At 70.4% G+C, this 16615-nt stretch carries 14 protein-coding genes and 1 tRNA gene; 6 read left to right on the top strand and 9 right to left on the bottom strand.

Going from position 1 to position 16615, the window contains the following annotated elements:
- The first annotated feature begins 84 nt into the window (after positions 1-84).
- Positions 85-1365: a hydroxyacid-oxoacid transhydrogenase gene (locus ACWEVP_RS09175; protein WP_452062085.1), complete on the top strand. Its 1281-nt coding sequence runs from the start codon at positions 85-87 to the stop codon at positions 1363-1365.
- Positions 1359-1772, top strand: coding sequence for an acyl-CoA thioesterase (locus ACWEVP_RS09170; protein ID WP_452062084.1), 414 nt, complete (start codon positions 1359-1361; stop codon positions 1770-1772). Before ACWEVP_RS09175 ends, ACWEVP_RS09170 begins: the two co-directional genes overlap by 7 nt.
- A 221-nt stretch (positions 1773-1993) precedes the next feature.
- Here the strand turns inward: ACWEVP_RS09170 and ACWEVP_RS09165 are convergent, their stop codons facing one another.
- The 4 genes from ACWEVP_RS09165 to lanKC form a co-directional block, all read right to left on the bottom strand.
- Positions 1994-4045, bottom strand: a complete 2052-nt coding sequence (locus ACWEVP_RS09165) for an ATP-binding cassette domain-containing protein (protein ID WP_452062083.1) — start codon at positions 4043-4045, stop codon at positions 1994-1996.
- Positions 4042-5709, bottom strand: coding sequence for an ABC transporter ATP-binding protein (locus tag ACWEVP_RS09160; RefSeq protein WP_452062082.1), 1668 nt, complete (start codon positions 5707-5709; stop codon positions 4042-4044). The genes ACWEVP_RS09165 and ACWEVP_RS09160 overlap by 4 nt, the downstream gene beginning before the upstream one ends.
- A 128-nt stretch (positions 5710-5837) precedes the next feature.
- The gene (locus ACWEVP_RS09155) at positions 5838-5981 is read right to left on the bottom strand and encodes a SapB/AmfS family lanthipeptide (protein WP_086673630.1); all 144 of its coding nucleotides are present in this window, start codon (positions 5979-5981) and stop codon (positions 5838-5840) included.
- A gap of 36 nt (positions 5982-6017) precedes the next feature.
- Positions 6018-8579, bottom strand: coding sequence for a class III lanthionine synthetase LanKC (gene lanKC / locus ACWEVP_RS09150; RefSeq protein ID WP_452062081.1), 2562 nt, complete (start codon positions 8577-8579; stop codon positions 6018-6020).
- 451 nt (positions 8580-9030) lie between these two features.
- Here lanKC and ACWEVP_RS09145 point away from each other — a divergent pair, with 451 nt between their 5' ends.
- Together ACWEVP_RS09145 and ACWEVP_RS09140 are read left to right on the top strand one after the other, a co-directional pair.
- Positions 9031-9396 (top strand): hypothetical protein, encoded by a 366-nt coding sequence (locus tag ACWEVP_RS09145; protein WP_372671513.1) that lies wholly within the window; start codon positions 9031-9033, stop codon positions 9394-9396.
- 22 nt (positions 9397-9418) lie between these two features.
- Complete coding sequence (locus ACWEVP_RS09140; protein WP_364463428.1) at positions 9419-9790, top strand: hypothetical protein; 372 nt, start codon at positions 9419-9421, stop codon at positions 9788-9790.
- Here the strand turns inward: ACWEVP_RS09140 and ACWEVP_RS09135 are convergent.
- On the bottom strand, positions 9780-11648 hold the full coding sequence (locus ACWEVP_RS09135; protein WP_452062080.1) for an ArnT family glycosyltransferase: 1869 nt from the start codon (positions 11646-11648) through the stop codon (positions 9780-9782). The two genes, ACWEVP_RS09140 and ACWEVP_RS09135, sit on opposite strands and share 11 nt — an antisense overlap.
- Positions 11649-11907: 259 nt before the next feature.
- Between ACWEVP_RS09135 and ACWEVP_RS09130 the strand changes: the two genes are divergently transcribed.
- Complete coding sequence (locus tag ACWEVP_RS09130; protein WP_436383500.1) at positions 11908-12624, top strand: trypsin-like serine protease; 717 nt, start codon at positions 11908-11910, stop codon at positions 12622-12624.
- 44 nt (positions 12625-12668) lie between these two features.
- Here ACWEVP_RS09130 and ACWEVP_RS09125 read toward each other — a convergent pair whose 3' ends face one another.
- The 4 genes from ACWEVP_RS09125 to ACWEVP_RS09110 all read right to left on the bottom strand — a co-directional run bounded on the left by ACWEVP_RS09125 (position 12669) and on the right by ACWEVP_RS09110 (position 15857).
- Positions 12669-13964 (bottom strand): alginate lyase family protein, encoded by a 1296-nt coding sequence (locus tag ACWEVP_RS09125; RefSeq protein WP_452062079.1) that lies wholly within the window; start codon positions 13962-13964, stop codon positions 12669-12671.
- 86 nt (positions 13965-14050) lie between these two features.
- Complete coding sequence (locus ACWEVP_RS09120; RefSeq protein WP_452062078.1) at positions 14051-14551, bottom strand: SixA phosphatase family protein; 501 nt, start codon at positions 14549-14551, stop codon at positions 14051-14053.
- Between the two features lie 38 nt (positions 14552-14589).
- Positions 14590-14665: transfer RNA gene (locus tag ACWEVP_RS09115), tRNA-Lys, on the bottom strand.
- Positions 14666-15014: 349 nt separating this feature from the next.
- Positions 15015-15857: a hypothetical protein gene (locus ACWEVP_RS09110; RefSeq protein ID WP_452062077.1), complete on the bottom strand. Its 843-nt coding sequence runs from the start codon at positions 15855-15857 to the stop codon at positions 15015-15017.
- A 213-nt stretch (positions 15858-16070) separates the two neighbouring features.
- On the opposite strand from ACWEVP_RS09110, the gene ACWEVP_RS09105 reads away from it, so the two are divergent.
- Complete coding sequence (locus ACWEVP_RS09105) at positions 16071-16613, top strand: DinB family protein (protein WP_452062076.1); 543 nt, start codon at positions 16071-16073, stop codon at positions 16611-16613.
- The last annotated feature ends 2 nt before the right edge of the window (positions 16614-16615 follow it).

Genomic DNA, 16615 nt, shown 5'->3' with positions numbered 1-16615 from the left:
GATCTTCGCCGAAACCCGGTAAGGATGGACTGAATGTCCGCTTTGACCGACTGCTAGCCGATCAAGGGAGCGAGGACCGCAGTCTTGACCGCGACCGAACATGAAACCGTTTTTACTTATGGCGCACCGGCGTTGAAGTACGGAACCGGCGCCAGCGACGAGATCGGCTACGACCTGACCCAGTACGGCGCGCACCGCGTGCTCGTCGTGACGGATCCGCGGGTAGCCGCGACCGGCTGGCCGCGCCGCATCGCCGACGGAATCGCGGGCTACGGCATCGAGACCGAGATCTTCGACGGCGTACACGTCGAACCCACCGATGTCAGCATGCAGAAGGCGGTTGACTTCGCGCGCGGAACCGGCCCGTACGACGCCTTCGTGGCTGTCGGTGGCGGGTCGGCGATCGACACGGCGAAGGCCGCGAACCTGCTGACCAGCAACGACGGCGAGCTGATGGACTACGTCAACGCGCCGGTCGGCGGTGGCCGCGCGCCCGATCGCCCGCTGAAGCCGCTGGTCGCGGTCCCCACCACCACCGGCACCGGTTCGGAGAGCACGACGGTCTGCGTCCTGGACGTGCTTTCCCTGCGCGTCAAGAGCGGAATCAGCCATCTGCGGCTGCGCCCGGCTCTCGCCGTCGTCGACCCCCGGCTCACCGTCAGCCAGCCGGCTGGCGTGACCGCCGCCAGCGGCATGGACATCCTCTGCCACGCCGCGGAGAGCTACACAGCGAAGCCGTACACCGAGTTCGAGCGCAAGCGCCCGGAGCAGCGCGTGCCGTACTGCGGCTCGAACCCGCTGGCCGACATGTTCGCCGAGCAGTCGCTACGGCTGCTGTCGTGGGCCCTCCCCGCCGCCGTGCGTGACGGCGAAGACCTCAAGGCGCGCGAAGCCATGGCCTTGGCCGCGACGTTCGCCGGGCTCGGCTTCGGCAACGCCGGCGTGCACATCCCACACGCCAACGCCTACCCGATCGCCGGCCAAGTGCGCGATTTCCACCCGGACGGTTACCCGGGCGAAGAGCCCATGGTGCCGCACGGCATGGCCGTGTCGCTGACCGCGCCCGCCGCGTTCCGCTTCACCTTCGACGCGGCACCGGACCGCCACTTGCGCGTCGCCCGCCTGCTGGCGCCCGACTTCGAGTGGCCCGGCGACTTCGCCGACCACCTGCCCGCGGTGCTGATCGACCTGATGCGGCAGATCGGCATCCCGGACGGCATCGGCGCCGTCGGCTATTCGGAGTCCGATGTGGACTCGCTGGTCGAGGGAACGCTGAAGCAGCAGAGGTTGCTGGCAACCGCACCCCGCGAGGCGTCCGCGGACGACCTGTCCGGCATCCTGCGCGAGTCGGTGTCGCTGTGGTGAACGGGTACCCGCACTGGCAGACGGTGCCGTTGCGCTGGAAGGACAACGACGTCTACGGGCACGTCAACAACGTGGTGCACTACTCGCTGATGGACACCGTGATCAACACGTGGCTGATCGAGCAGGGCGGCCTCGACATCGAAGCCGGGGAGGTGATCGGGCTGTGCGTCGAGTCGCACTGCGGATATCACTCATCGGTTTCCTTTCCTGGAGCGTTGCGGGTGGGATTGCGCGTGGCGCACCTCGGGAAGTCGAGTGTGCGCTACGAGATCGGCATGTACGCCGCCGACGAGTCCCTGGTCGCGGAAGGGCACTTCGTGCACGTCTTCGTGGACCGAGAGTCCCGCCGGCCGACACCGCTCTCCGGCAAGCTGCGGGAGGCGCTGGAAGCACTGCAGTCCGGATGAAAACCACCGCCGGCATTCACCTCCTTATCGACGGTGCCGGTTTCTTCCCGCGCTTTCGATCATGCACGACGGCACCGACAGAACCGATCGATCATCGCGAGTTGTCCACAGGCACCCCGAAGATCGGCGAGTTGTCCACAGATTCGCGTCGAGGGCTTCCGTACCCCCTCGACGCCGATAAAGTGGAAAGCGCACAAGATCGGTCCATAGTGGACGGGCGGTCAGCTCACTCGAGCGGCTCGCGACACGGATGGCGACCTAGGCGTCGATCCGGTGGCACCGTTGTGAGAGGGCGGCCCGGGCGCAAGTTCGTCGCCGGCAGGCATGTCGGCCACGGACCCTGTGTCCACCCGCGGACCAACTGCAGCTGCAGCCCCGTCGCCGGAAGGCGCCCCGGCGGCGGTCGCAGCTGATGTGCCCAGTGACGGAGGCGCACTGGATACGGGTTCATTGCCGGTAGGCGCCCCGCCAACGAACCCAGCACTGCCTGCAGGCCGCCGGCCCCCGGTACCGGGGGCCGGTCGGTCGCCTGCCTTCCCCGCCGAACCGGCCCCGGTGGCTGGATCCCCAGTCACCGGGGCCGCCCAGGCCTGCATGAGCTCCGCGTACCGCGCCGACCTGCTCATCAGGTCGGCGTGGCGACCCAAAGCGGTCTCACGGCCGTCCATCACGAGCACCCGATCCGCACGCAGAGCCGACGAGAGCCGGTGTGCGATCACCACCAGAACGCCACCCCGCGCGGCGAAGGCCCGTTCCGCGCGGGCTTCCGACACCGGATCGAGATGGGAGGTGGCTTCATCGAGGATCACGAATTCCGCCGAACTGGCGTAGACCCTGGCCAGCGCGAGCAGCTGCGCTTCGCCTGCGGAGATTCCTTCGCCGCCGTGACCGATCTCGGCGTCGAGACCGCCCAGGCGCTGCAGCAACGCGCCCGCGCCCACCGCGTCCAAAGCTGACGACAGCGTGTCGTCCGAAGCGGACAAAGCAAAGAGGCCGACGTTGTCCCGCACGGTTCCCGCGAAGACATAAGCCTCCTGGGGGATCAGCGCCACGAGCTCGTGGCGGAGTGCCGGGGGCACGTCCCGGACCGGGACGCCGCCCAGCAGTACCCGGCCCTCCTGCGGCGTCAGCATCCCAGTGAGCAAACCGGCCAATGTCGACTTGCCGATGCCACTCGGCCCGACGACCGCGAGGTGCTCCCCCGGTCGCAGACTCAGGTCCAGCCCACGGACCACCGGCTCGGCCGTCGCACCCCAGCCGAACGTCAGGCCGTGAACCTGGACGTCGGTGCCGCGCGGGGTCGCCGTGCCGTCCGACACCTCAGGCAGCTCGGCCGTCTCCGCCAACCTGCGGAGGGCGACGAGCAACCGGAGGACGACGGTGCCGGCGGTGGCCGCAAGGCCGCGAAGGGCCGGCTGCATCGTCGTGGCCAGGTACACCAGTGCACCCAGCGCCGCGCCCGCGGTCAGTTCACCGCGAGCCACTAGGCCTGGCGCCAACGCGAGCGCGAGCAACAGGGGAACGAACCCGCCGAGCGAAATCACCAGCGCCCGGAGGGCGCTCGACCGCGCCACGCGGATCGCGGCGTCCGCCTGTTTGTCGACCGCGTCGTACATCGCCAGCGCGGCGATGGGCTCGGCGCCACAGGCCACGATGTCGCGCATCCCGGCCAGGGACGCACCAGCCGTCGCGGCAGTGTGCTCGTCGGCCAGTGCCAGCGCGCGCTGACGACGGGCAAGGGACGGAAGCAGGCAGACGAAAGCGATCAGCGAAGCGGCCACGGGCACCGCGACGGGGACGACAAGCGCGCCGGCGACCGTCACGAGCCCGGCTAGTGCGGAGGCCGTCGTCACCAGCATGCCCCGGGCCTGGACCAGCAGGCCGGCGGTCGCGTCGCGGACCACCTCGACGTGCTGGGTGATCCGGGCGACACCGCTGGAGTCCGGCTGGTTGCGTGGCGGACACTCGTCGTGCAGCACGCCGCGGACGACGGCGGTTACCAGGGCATCGCGCAGCGGCTCGACCACCTTGCCGAGCTGGTGCCACACCATCCGCGCGCCGAACGCACCGAGCACGGCAGCCAGGCCGAACAACGCCAGCCAGCCGAGGCCGACGGCCGGGTCACCGACCGAGAAACCACGGTCCACGGACAGCTCGACCAACCGTCCCGAGAAGAAGGCAGGCACGCCTTCGAGCAACGAACAGACGAGCAGCACGACACCGCCACGCCATTGCCCGGCGAGAGCGGACCAGTACAACCGGCGCAGGCTCACTCGTCGTCCTCCATGAAGACGCTCCGGTAGCCGGACTCTTGCCACAGCGCGGCGTGCGGAGCCACCGCGCGGATCCGGCCCTCCTCGAGCCAAACCACCAAATCGGCCCGGGCCGCCGTGCTAGCGCGGTGGGTCACGACGACGCGCGTACGGCCGGGCAATGCGCCGGCCACGGCGCGCTCGACCGCGGCCTCGGTGACCGTGTCGAGGCTGGCTGTGGCGTCGTCGAAGATCAGGACGCGCGGGCTGTGCACGATCGCGCGGGCCAGCCCGAGGCGCTGGGCTTCGCCGCCCGAGAGTGGTGTCTCGGTCAACGGCGTGCGGTAGCCGTCGGGCAGGCGGACGACGACCTCGTCGACCTGCGCTATTCGGCAGGCGTTGCGGATGGAGGACTCGCCGGCCCAGGAGCCGTAGCCGACCGCGTCGGCGACCGTGGCGCCGAGCAGCGCGGGCCGCTCGAAGGCGTAGCCGACGACCGCGCGCAGCTCCTCGCGACGAATGCGCTCGAGCGGCCGGCCGTCGAGGAGGACCTGGCCTTCGTCGGGTGTGATCAGGCCGCCGAGCACACCGGCCAGCGCGGACTTACCGGCGCCCGACCGGCCGACGACCGCGAGGAACGTTCCACCGTCGATGCGGAGGTCGACCTGCGTCAGCGCGCCCGCGACACCGACGTGGCGGAGGTCGACAGAACCGTCGCCAGGCAGAAGGGAAAGCTTGCCGGGTACGGGCTCAGGTTCGTCGAGGACCTCGACGAGCCGTTCGGCGCAGCCGCGCGCCCGGGACAGCATCGTGAGCAGTGGGATCTGGGTGACCAAGCCGAGGCCGAGGGCGACGTAGCCGAGCGTGGCCACGACGTCGCCGATGCTGAGCCGGCCCGCGAGGACGCCGAACCCGGCCGCGGCCAGCACGGACAGCTCCACTGCCGGCGTCAGCAGTCCGGCGCGCCAGACCATCCGGGCCTGGGTGCGCCAGAGGCCTTGGCCGGCGAGCGTCAGCTTCGGCAGGGGGCGCAGAACTCGCTCGGCTTCGCGGTCGGCGGTGCCGGACGCGGCGATCGTGCGCAGGCCGGCGACCGCGTCGACCATCCGGGCCGCGAGTTCGCCGGAAACCCGCTGGTAAGTGAGCACGTCGTCGGCCGTGCGGCGGAGATGGCTGCGGGCCAGCAGCAACGCGAACGGAATGCTGCCCAGGAAAACGAGCGCGAGCCGCCAATCGAGGAGCGCGAGCAGGACGACGGCGCCGGACGAAATGACCAGCATCGAGCCGCACTGGATGACGATCGTGACGATGCCGCCGGCTCCGACGCAGTCGCCGGTGAGGCGGCTGATCGCGTCGCCCTCGGCGAAGCGTGAACGGGTGCCGAGCGCGAAGAGTTTGTCGGACACCGTGCGGCGCAACCACGCGGACGCCGTCGCCGTGACGCGGGTGGTCAGGATGCCGCCCACGACGTCGGCCGCGATCTCCGCGCCGCCGACGATCAGCAGCCAGGAGACTTCGGGCCAGCTCCGGCGGCCCGCGACAACGCTGTCGACCGCTGCCGCGAGCGCGCCGGGAAGGAGCAGGCCGGCCGCGGTGGCGACCAGCGCGGTACCCACGACGGCGGCCAGCCGGGGGCGATCGAGTCCGGCCACCCTGGCCAGCAACCGATCGGCGGGGCCGCGCATCTCACTCCTTCGGACGAGGTACCGCCGAGGCGGTACCGGGGCCAGAATGAAGAGGCGGGAGCGGCGCACTTGGCCTGTGCCGCTCCCGCACCCTTCACCTCGGCACTACTTGCCGGCGATCCGCCAGGTCAGTGGCAGGTCAGCAGGCTGATGGTGCTGTCGGCGCAGGAGGCCAGCAGGCTGAGGTTCGACGTGCCGCCGCCACCGCCACCGTGGCCGCCGTCGAGCACCTCGGGGGTCTCCATGGCCTGCAGGTCCAGAACGAGTTCCATCGGTGTTCCTTCCTTCGTTTCTTCGGGGTCCGCCGGTCAGCGACCGGTGGTCTGGGGGGACGGCGTGCCGCCCAGGAAGGGAAGCACTTCCTTGCCGTCCAGGAGGGCGGCGAGCGCGAGGAGGATTCCCGCGCTGCCGGTCTTGACGTCCATCGACAGGCGCAGCAGCTGGTTGCCGGGGAAGGCGAGGCCGCCCTTGAACGGCACCGCGTACCAGGCGAGCCGCGCCAGGTGGAGGTCGATCGCCGCGCGGATCGGTGGGGATGGATCCGGGTCCATGCCCAGGGCGACCGCCAGCCCGCACCGGCCGAAGAGCAGGCCGGGATGGATGACGAACTCGCCGCGGCACGATTCGCGCAGGCCGGGGAGGCTCTCGCAGGCTTCGGCGTCCGGGCGGTGCCGGGCCAGCTGCTCGGCGACCAGCAGGATTCCGCTGCTGCCGATGCCGGCGTAGGGCAACGTGCGGGCCGCGCCGTCGCGGACTTGGAGTGAGCCGTCGTCGGACTCGACGCATTCTTCGAGGTCGCGGGTCAGCGCCTGGTCGGCGAAGGACAGCCATGCCGGCTCGCCTGTGCGCTCGAAGAGCCGGATGAACAGCAGCGCCGGCCCGGACCAGCCGGACAGCAGGCCGGCGCGGGCGAAATTGCCCGGTGGCGCCGCCGTCTCCAGGGCCTCGGCCAGCCGGACGGCCGTGGCCAGCGCCTGGCGGCCGAACTCGTTGTCCTGGCGGACCGTCGCGAAGTGCAGCATGGTCAGCCCGATGCCGGCGAGGCCGCCCTCCAGGGCGTGGTCGGTCGTCTGCTCGACGAGCCGTGCGGACGACGTCAGCAGCTTGGTCGCCTCCGCGTGGTGACCGAAGTTCTCCAGGACGTAGGCGATGCCGTAGCTGCCGTCGAAGAAGCCGGGCCGGGTCGGCGGGTCACGGCGGACCGAATCGATCAGCCAGCGCTCGTGCTCGGGGAACCGGCCGGCGCCGATGACGTCGAGGGCGTGCAGAACGCCCGCGGCGCCGACGCCGAAGCAGGCGCCGCCGACCCGGAACTGCTCGATGTCGCCGGGGAACAGCCGGTCCTGGCGCTCGGGTGTGGCGCTGGCCAGGATCGCTTCGGCGATCTGCTTGCGGACCAGGGGCCAGTCGGGTTTCTCCTGGTCGAGCTCGGTGTGGACCGGTGCCGGCTCCGCGGGAGCGTCACGCGGGGCCAGCACCGCGACTGCGGTGTCCGCGTAGCCCGCGGGCAGCGCGAACCGGCGTTCGACGAAGTCGGCGATGCCGCGAAGCTTGGACGGCGCGAGCTCCGTCAGCTGCGAGAGCGGCAGGAACAGCCACAGCCGCAACGCCGCGAGCGCGTGCTCGTCGATCTCGAAGCCGGTGCGGTCGGCCGGGGCGCGGAACCCCGGCGCGCCCAGTGCCGGGCGGTCGCCGGACTCGACGTCGAAGGCCATTTCGAAGTCGATGAGGGAGATGCGGCCGTCGTCGTCCTCGTCGATGAGGATGTTCAGCGGGTGCAGGTCGCCGAAGACGACGCCGTGGGCGTGGATCGCCTCGATCGTCCGCTCGACGCGGGCGATGACGTCCAGCGCGCGCCCGGCGTAGGCGGCGAGGTCGGCGTCCGTCGTGCCGCGCCTGGTCAGCGGGTAGTTGCGGGCCAGCCAGTTGCCCAGCGAGGTGCCCGGCATGTACTCCATGGCCAGGTAGTGGTGCTCCCAGACCGTGAAGTGCTCGAACACCCGGGGCACGCCGGGGACGTCGGCCAGCCGGTCGAGCACGTCGTGCTCGCGGCGCAGCCGTTCGACGGCGTCGATGCGCGCTTTGTCGAGGCCGGCGTACGGCCGGGCTTCCTTGAGGACGACCTCGTCGCCGCCCGCCTTGGGGTCGGCGAGGTAGACGCCGCCGCCGTTGGAGAAGTGCAGGGAGCGCGTCACCCGGTAGGGGAACTGGGCCGGGTCGCCGCCCTTGCGCGCGGCGACGCTGCTCTGCAGACAGGCGGGAATCTTCACCCAGTCGGGGACCGAGAACGTCGGTTCCCGCTTGTCGGGTACAAGCCTGCCGTCCGGCTTGCGGATCGCGAGGACGCGGTTGCCGTCGTGCTCCACCCACTGTTCGGCGAATCCGCCGTAACGGACGTAGAGCGGGCCGGCGCCGTATCTGAGGTCGCTCAGGATATAGGCTCCGTGCTCACCTTCGAGCCGGGCCGCCAGATCCTCCAGAACACGCTCCAGCTCGTCTTCGTCAGCCGGATAAATGGTGATCAGCTTGGCGCTGCCGTCACGGGGAGCGTATTTCGAATTCCGGGCGAGCAGGATCATCGGCGAGCGGAGGTGCTTGTAGGAGATCCGGTGCTCGAGGCAGTACTCGTGCACCTGCACGAGCACGCGCCGCGCGTTGTCCAGACCAGCGGAAACGTGGATTTTCCAGCCTTGACCGGGAAGCAGGCAGCCCTCGGGACGCAGTGCTCGCCAGACGCCGCGGTCGGCGGTGATCCAGCCGTCCGGCGCGGGCAGCGCTTGCGCGAAATCGTCGACCGGCGCACCGATTTCCTGTTGTTCGTCATAGAACAACGGGTCGGCGAAGCAATAAGCTTCGTAGCGCAGGTCCATCGGAAGATACCCCTTCGTGTGTTCTCCCGGGGCGTCGCGGCTCCGGGACGAGGAATATTCCCCCACGCCGGACGGCCTCGCGCCTATCCGCCAACCCGGGGGTTCAACTGGGCTATCCGAGGTAGGCAAAAAGGTCACTTACCTGCCGGTAGCCGAACCCAGCGTGATTCTTGACTGATCGCCAACCACTCTGTCGGGGTGTAACACGAAGCTTTTTACAACATTCCCCCAGGTCCACACAGAGATTACCCGGAATAGACCGCCGAATTGGCAGAATGCCATCAAGACCATCCGGTGATCAATTTTCCGGACGCCGCCACACCTCGTTGGCCGAGACTGTCCATTGTGGAGTGACGCAGGTGGCCCACGCCACGCCCCGGGCACCTCGGCAGACGGACCCACCGGCGCTACGGAGTAAGTTGGCGGCCGGCGGACCGGAAGGAGGAACCGGGTGATCTTCGGATTCGCCGTGACGGTCGCCGGGGCGGCGACGCTCGTCGCGCTCTGGAGCTTCGTCCAGTCGGCCCGCAACCGGCTGCCGGACAACCCGCTCCTGATCGGGGTCGCGGTCGTCGAGGCGCTGCTGGTCGTCCAGCTGGTGATCGGCATCGTGCTGCTCGCCGGCGGCGACCGGCCGGGCAGCCTGGCGACCTACCTGGCCTACCTGATCGGCTGCCTGGTCGTGCTGCCCGTCGGGGCCGCCTGGGCACTGGCCGAGCGGAGCCGGTCGAGCACCGTCGTGCTCGGCATCGCCTGCCTGGCCATCCCGGTGATGGTGCTGCGACTGAACGAGGTGTGGAGTGGAGCAACAGCGTAGGACGGCCTCCGGCCCCGGACGGGTGCTCGTCGCCGTGTACGCGATCTTCGCGCTGGCGGCGACGTCGCGGGCCGGCGTCCAGATCGGCACCAAGTTCCACGAGGCGCCGCTGGCCTACCTGCTCTCGGCGTTCGCCGCGGTCGTCTACATCGTCGCGACGATCGCGCTGGCCAAGCGCGGCGACGCCTGGTGGCGCGTCGCGCTGGCCGCCTGCTCGATCGAGCTGCTCGGCGTGCTGACCATCGGCACGCTCAGCCTGGTCGACGCGGCCGCGTTCCGGCACCCGACCGTCTGGTCCGTCTACGGCGAGGGCTACCTGTTCATCCCGCTGGTGCTGCCGGTCGTCGGCCTGTACTGGCTGCGCCGGACCGCCCCGGCCAAGGTCACGGCCTGATCCCGCAGTCGAACAGCACCCCGGCTCCGGCGGCGTCCGGGCCGATCCGCGCCGGCGGCACCGGACGGCAGTGCTTCGCCTCCCACCCGATCCGCCCGGTGAGCTCGCCGGCGTCGGTCGCGGCGGCCACCGCCGTCCGCTGCTTGGCGGCGCCGCGGCCGATGTCGACGAAGACCTGCGGCAGCAGCACGTACCGCAGCCGCCCGGCCGCCACCCACCGCGGCAGGTCGGTCGCCGACGGCGCCGGGTCGAAGCCGAGATAACCACCGAGGGGCGCCACCCGGGCGTCGGTGTTCAGCAGGAACGGGTCCGCGCCGTACGTGCCGCCCTCGACCGCCAGCGTGATCTCCGTGGACGACGTCTGCGCGTACGCGAGCACTTCCCGCTGCCCCGCGCTGAGCTGGTACGCGCTGTCGATGAACCGGACGTACCCGGCTTCCGCGCCCTGGCCGGTGTTGATGCCGACGACCGTGCGCACCGCGGAAGTCGCCGGTGGCCCGGCCCCCGGATCGGCGGTCTCCAGCACGCTGACCGGCCGCACCGCGGTGTCGACGACGAAGGCGGCCGGACCTGCGACGACGGCCACCAACCCGACCACCGCCGTCACGCTCGGAGCCCGCAGAAGCGCCGTGACGACGGCAAGCAGCGCCAGCGCGAGAACGGTGTACCGCAGCCACGGCAGCCACTCGGGCGTCCGGTCGAGGAGGACGAACGCGAGCACCGCCGTCCCCGCGGCGGCGGCCGGCAGGAGCGATCGAGGAGCCCAGCGGTACGCCGTCACCAGCCCGGACGCCGCCAGCGCCGCGATGGCCGGAGCGAGCTCGGCGGTGTAGTACGCGTGGAAAATGCCGCCGGTGAACGAGAAGACCAGGGCGCCGACGACCAGCCAGCCACCCCACAACGCCCAGCCGGCCTTCACCTGCGGCGCGGCACCCCGGGCGCGGCACGCGGCGACGACCAGCGACACGACGGCGAGCGGGAGCAGCCACGCGATCTGCCCGCCGACCTCGGCGTCGAAGAGCCGCAGTGGACCCGGGCCGCCGCCGAGCGCCGCGCCGACCGTGGCGCCGTAGCCGCCGCCGATCCCGCTCGATCCGCCGACCAGCCGCGTCACGCCGTTGTAGCCGAATGCCAGCTGCCACACCGAGCCGTCCGTGGTGCTTCCGACGAACGGTTTCGCGCCCGGCCACAGCGTGACGACGACCGGCCAGGCCAGCGACACGACGAGCGTCACCGCGCCGGCCAGGCCGATCCACGCCAGATGCCGGCCACGCGAGCCGGGCGCCGCGACGAAGTACGCCAAGGCCAGGCCCGGCAGCACGATCCACGCGGCGAGCATCTTCGTCATGAAGCCCAGCCCGACGAATACTCCCGCCCACAGCAGCCACCGCGGGTTCTCGAGCGCGCGGGTCACGCAGTAGGCCGCTAGGAGCAGCAGGAGCACCAGGAGGGTGTCCGGCAGGTTGTCGCGGTTGATCGCCGCGGTGATCGGCGTCAGCGCGAACAGCGCCGCGGCGAGCAGCGCGGTCCCGGCGCCGGCCCAGCGGCGCACCACCCGGTTCAGCACGAACACGGCGGCAACGCCCTCGATGACCTGCACCAATGCGATCGCCCACGGGTGGAAGCCGAACACGGTCACGCCGAGTGTCTGGGTCCAGAACGCGAGCGGTGGCTTGTCTACCGTGACGACGCCGGCCGGGTCGAAGCCCGCGAAGAAGAACGCCGAGACGTCGTGGGACATCGAGTGCACCGCGGCGGCGTAGTACGGCTGGAGCGGCCTGCTCAGCGCCCAGCCCCACAGCGCCGCCGCGACCCCCAGCACCATCCCCAGCGCGACCCGCTCGGCCTTCACGCCCATGTCTCCCCCTCCGGTTTCCCCTTCGGAAACGCTAGGGCCGCGCGGCGCCAGAGTCCTCAAGCTCCGGATTGAAGTGGGCGTCCACCCGTGGGTTGAGCGCGGAACAGTACGGGAACAGCACGTAGCCCATTCCGCGAAATAAATACGGGGGGCACCGGACTTTCGTCGGTTCCGGACATTCCCCGAAAACTCGGACACTCTTCTCGTTCGGTCCCCACCGGCTTTCCCGTGCGGGTTCTCCGCACGAAAAGGAGTGAGCGTGAAATTCGGCAAGTTCGTGCTGCTGGCCGCGAGTACCGCGCTGGCCGTCGTCGGCCTCGGCGGCCCCGCGGCGGCCCAGACCACCCCGCAGGCCCAGCCGTCGATCATCGGTGGCAGCACCGCCACGAGCGGTCCCTGGGCGGCCCGGCTGTTCGTCAACGGCCAGCAGAACTGCACCGCGACGATCATCGCGCCGCAGTACATCCTGACCGCGAAGCACTGCGTCAGCAGCTCCGGGACCTACACGTTCCGGATCGGCAGCCTCGACCAGTCCAGCGGCGGGACGATGGCCACCGGCTCCACCATCACGCGCTACCCGGGCAGCGCCGACCTGGCGATCGTCCGACTCACGACCTCGGTGAACGCCACCTATTCGCCGCTCGGCAGCGTCGGTGACGTCTCGGTCGGCCAGAACGTCTCAGTCTACGGCTGGGGCGCGACCAGCCAGTGCGGCTCCGAGATCAACTGCCAGTCGCGGTACCTGAAGGTCGCGACGGTGCGCGTGAATTCGATCGGCTGCAGCGACTACACCGGCGGCGTCGCGGTGTGCGCGAACCGCGTCAACGGCATCACCGCCGGCGGCGACTCGGGCGGCCCGATGTTCGCTTCCGGCCGTCAGGTCGGCGTCGCGTCGACCAGCGACCGGTCGAACAACACGGCGTACACGAACATCACGCGTTATCGCAGCTGGATTTCGCAGGTCGCGGGCGTCTGATTCCACCGGAAAGGGCCCGGCCACCCCGGCCGGGCCCTTTCTCGTCAGGACGTCGAAATGTCGTCGAGCTGTTCCGCGGCGGGCCGGACCGGGTAGAGATCGCCACCGGGTTCGACGGGCACGCGCGGCAGCGCTGTCCGCGCCGCTTTGTCGCCGGCGTCGGCTGCCGCGTGGAGGACGTCGAGCGCGGCGTACTGCCGGAAGTCCAGCTCGGGGTACGGCCACTGTCCGGTCGTCGCGGCCGGGATCAGGAAGTCGACCGCCTTGAAGAGCGACGCGCCACTGGGTGCGGTGTAGTGCCAGAGGTCGACGCCGACGTGCTTGCCGATCTGCGCGAGCCGGGTCAGCGCGACGAGGTTGAAGTTGGAGTAGTGCCAGCTGCGCGTCCGGCTCGCTTCGGCCGGCTGGTAGCCGTCGGCGTTGACCTGCGCCGCGATCCGGGACGGCCCGGCGGCTTCGGTGATCGTCTTCGCCAGGTCCCGCTGTCCGGTGCCGAGCGCGAGCGCGGCGGCCAGCATGTCGTAGAAGCTGCCGTGGTTGTTCTGGGCTTTGGCTTCGTCGGTGCCGTTCTTGCTGGTGCGCAGCCAGGTCAGGAACTGCGTGTACCAGCCGGTCATGCCGGCCTGGTCGGTCGGCGTCCAGCCCGGGGCGCCGGTGGCGAGGATCGCGGTGGCGTCGACGACCTGGGTGAGCGTGTAGGAGAACTCGATGATGCCGATGCCGCGGCCGTCGACCTTGCACGGGATGCCCTGGGCGTAGTTCAGGTTCGGGTTCATCTTCGTGGCCGCGTCGAGGAACCACGTACGCAGGTCGAGGGCCGCGCGCTGGGCGTAGCGCGCGTCGCCGGTGTAGTACCAGGCGAGGGCGAGCCGGTAGATCGCGGCGAAGGCGTCGCCGCGGTAGGCGTGGTCGGTGATCTCGTCGACGATCGGGTTGCGCTGGCCGTCCTTCTGCACGAACGGGCAGCCCCAAGGGTTTTCGGCGGTCGGCTCGGTGGTGGGCCACCAGTAGGGCGCGAGGCTGAGGTAGTCGTGCTTGTCGCCGCTGGGCGGGACCTGCTTCTTGGCGGTGACGCTCCAGGGCCCCGTGGTGAGGTCGGTCTTGGCCTGCGCGAGCAGGTTGCCGAGGGCGGTCTTGGCGGTCCTCTCCCCGACGAGGGCGGCGAACTTCGTGCGCAGCAGCTGATCGCCGTCGAGAACGGCGGTTCGCGGCGCGCAGATCGCCCCGATGACCGGGACGGTGCAGCCATGCGTCGCGGGCGCGGCCTCGGCGGGCGTCGTTGTCGAGGTGACGATGCCCGCCACGACGAGCGCGGCCACGACGGTGTGGCGGAAAACCATGTCCGCTCCATTCACAAATATGAACATCAAACCTGTGAGTGAATGGAGGGTACGCATGTGAACTCAGCTTCGGCAATGCCTCCGGCTCAGTCGCGGGGACGGAAGAAGGCTGCGAGCTTCGCGGCGCCGAGGTTCGCCCAGGTGCCGGCGGTCTCGAGCACGGCCGCGGCGCAGGTGGGGAACTTGGTTTGGACCAAGCGGGTGTCCTCGCCGTAGCCGGCGAGGCCCAGGGTCAGCTCGCTGACGCCGGGTTCGTGCCCGACGAGGGCGAGGGTCGTGACGTTCCCGGGAATCCGGCCGGCGGCGGCGAGGAACTCCTCGGGACCGGCGCCGTAGAGATCTCCGTCGTACTCGACCGGCGGCTGCCGCGGGAGCACCTCGCTGACGCGCTCCCAGGTCTCCCTCGTCCGGCGGGCGGTCGAGCAAAGGACGTGTTCGGGGACGAAGCCGTTTTCGACGAGCCAACGGCCGAGCTTGGGCGCGTCACGGACACCGCGCGGAGCGAGGGGGCGTTCGTGGTCGGGAAGGTCTTCCGACCAGTCCGATTTGGCGTGCCGGAGGACGATCAGCCGCCTGGTCGCGTCCATGTTCACCGCCTGTCGCCCCGGCCGGGCACGCCGGGGAATGGTGGGCCGCCTGGGGCTCGAACCCAGAACCTACGGATTAAAAGTCCGCAGCTCTACCAATTGAGCTAACGGCCCGCGCCCCAAGTCTAGCCAGGGCCCCGGCACCCACCTGCACGCCGGGTCCGGCTGACGTCGTCTACAAGGCCAAGACTGGTTCTCCGCGTGCCGCCCCGAGGCCGCGCGGCAGAACGACGTCGTCCTCGATGGGGTCGTCGGGCCCTGGGCGCTGGAACCTTTCCGCGGTGCCGCGAAGCGGCACGGTCTGGACCTCTTCTACGTCGTGCTGCGGCCGAGTCTCGAAGTCACCCTCGCGACTCCACGGAGCTCACCGACGTCGAGCCGCTCACCGGGAAGGACCGCGCCTTCGCCGACCTGCGAGTACGGCGCCGAGCGAGCTCGGCGCCGTACTCACTCTGATGTGGACTCAGCAGGTCACGTACAGCCCCGTGTAGGCCGTGCACTTCTTCGACGCCGTGTCGTTGGCCGCCACCGGGTCGGCCGGGGTGCCGGCCGCGCGCTGGGCCGTCGCCGTGAACGCGCCCCACGCGAAGATGCCGCCTTCCGACGTGAACTTCGCCGTGGCCGACGCTCCCGGCGCCAGCGTGCCGATCGCGCAGCTCAGGCTCGCGCCCGAGCGGGTGCAGCCGGTCACCGACGTGACCGTGCGGCCCGATCCTGCGTTGGCCGTCACGCGGACGCCGGTCGCGGTCGCCGGGCCGCTGTTCGACACCGTGATCACGTAGTCGACGCGCGCCACCAGGCCGATGCGCGGGGTAGCAGCCAGCGCGACCTTGACGTCGGCCTTCGCCGGTGGCGCGATCGTGACGGCCGGGCCGTCCTCGACGCCGAACGCGTAGTTGTCGCCCGCGAACTGGTGCTGCAGCGTGAACTGGCCGGCGGCGTCCTCCTTCACGCGGAAGGTGAACGTCACGGTGCGGCTCTCGCCCGCGCCCAGGTCGCCGACGCCGCCGCGGAAGCTGCTGAGGTACTGGTCGCAGCCGATCGTGCCGGCGCAGGAGACCAGGTCCACCAGGTCGACGATCGGCTTTTCCTTGGTGTAGACCGCCGCCTTCGCGCCGGTGACGGTGAAGTCCGTCGGGTTGTACAGCTGCTCGGTGACCGTGAACGTGTCGCCGGGGTGCAGCGCGGTGTCGCTGACCTCGATCGTGCTGGGGGCCGGTGCCGCGGACGCGACGGCGGGGGCCGCGAAGAGCGCCGCTGCGGTCAACGCGGCCAGCACGGCGGTTCTTCGGCCGGTTCGCTCCATGGTCGTGATCTCCTGATTCCGGGCGAGGGGGTGCCGCTCCGACCGCGGTGGGGACGGGTGATCGCAGCAGCTGACGAAGATCAGATCGCCGCACCCCGGCTTTCGTTACCAGGTTCTTGAAACCGTGTCTGAACTGGGGTTTCGCCCCGTTGCCGGGTCACCGGGCACGACGACGGCCCGAAAATTGTCGGACCCCCGTGACACGCTCCGCACATGACCGAACACACGACACCAGTCGCCACCCCGGCCCGCCTGACCGCCGATCGGGCCGACCCGACGCCGGTCGCGGACGAGCGCCAGGCCCTGACCGAAAGCCTCGACTACTACCGGCGCACCTTCGAGATGAAGTGCGAAGGTCTGGACCCGCCCCGGCTGTCCGAGCGTTCGGTACCACCGTCGACGTTGACGCTGCACGGCCTGCTGCGGCACCTCACCGGCGTCGAACGCTGGTGGTTCCGGATCCAGTTCGCGGGTGAGGACGTCCCGAACCTCTACTACTCCGACGACGACCCGGAACAGGACTTCACGTCGCTCGACGGCGATGTCGGCGAGGCGTTTTCCTTGTGGCACGCCGAATGCGCCCGCGCACGGGAGATCGTCGCGGCCGCCTCGATGGACCAGACGGGCACGCGGATCAGCACAGGCGAGCCGTTCACGTTGCGGTGGCTGATGCTGCGCATGATCGGCGAGTACGCGCGCCACGTCGGCCAAGCCGACCTGGTTCGCGAACGGATCGACGGCGCCACCGGCGAATGACG

Source organism: Amycolatopsis sp. NPDC003865, assembly GCF_053605345.1.
The sequence above is the reverse complement of the archived record's forward strand: the minus strand, read 5'-3'. Positions and strand labels throughout refer to the sequence as shown.

Excerpts from the sequence above, each read along its gene's own strand:
- ACWEVP_RS09105 (WP_452062076.1), top strand. The coding sequence starts at position 16,071 with ATGACCGAACACACGACACCAGTCGCCACCCCGGCCCGCCTGACCGCC.
- ACWEVP_RS09155 (WP_086673630.1), bottom strand. The coding sequence starts at position 5,981 with ATGGAACTCGTTCTGGACCTGCAGGCCATGGAGACCCCCGAGGTGCTC.
- ACWEVP_RS09110 (WP_452062077.1), bottom strand. The coding sequence starts at position 15,857 with ATGGAGCGAACCGGCCGAAGAACCGCCGTGCTGGCCGCGTTGACCGCA.
- ACWEVP_RS09160 (WP_452062082.1), bottom strand. The coding sequence starts at position 5,709 with ATGCGCGGCCCCGCCGATCGGTTGCTGGCCAGGGTGGCCGGACTCGAT.
- lanKC (WP_452062081.1), bottom strand. The coding sequence starts at position 8,579 with ATGGACCTGCGCTACGAAGCTTATTGCTTCGCCGACCCGTTGTTCTAT.
- ACWEVP_RS09125 (WP_452062079.1), bottom strand. The coding sequence starts at position 13,964 with ATGGTTTTCCGCCACACCGTCGTGGCCGCGCTCGTCGTGGCGGGCATC.
- ACWEVP_RS09135 (WP_452062080.1), bottom strand. The coding sequence starts at position 11,648 with ATGGGCGTGAAGGCCGAGCGGGTCGCGCTGGGGATGGTGCTGGGGGTC.
- ACWEVP_RS09120 (WP_452062078.1), bottom strand. The coding sequence starts at position 14,551 with ATGGACGCGACCAGGCGGCTGATCGTCCTCCGGCACGCCAAATCGGAC.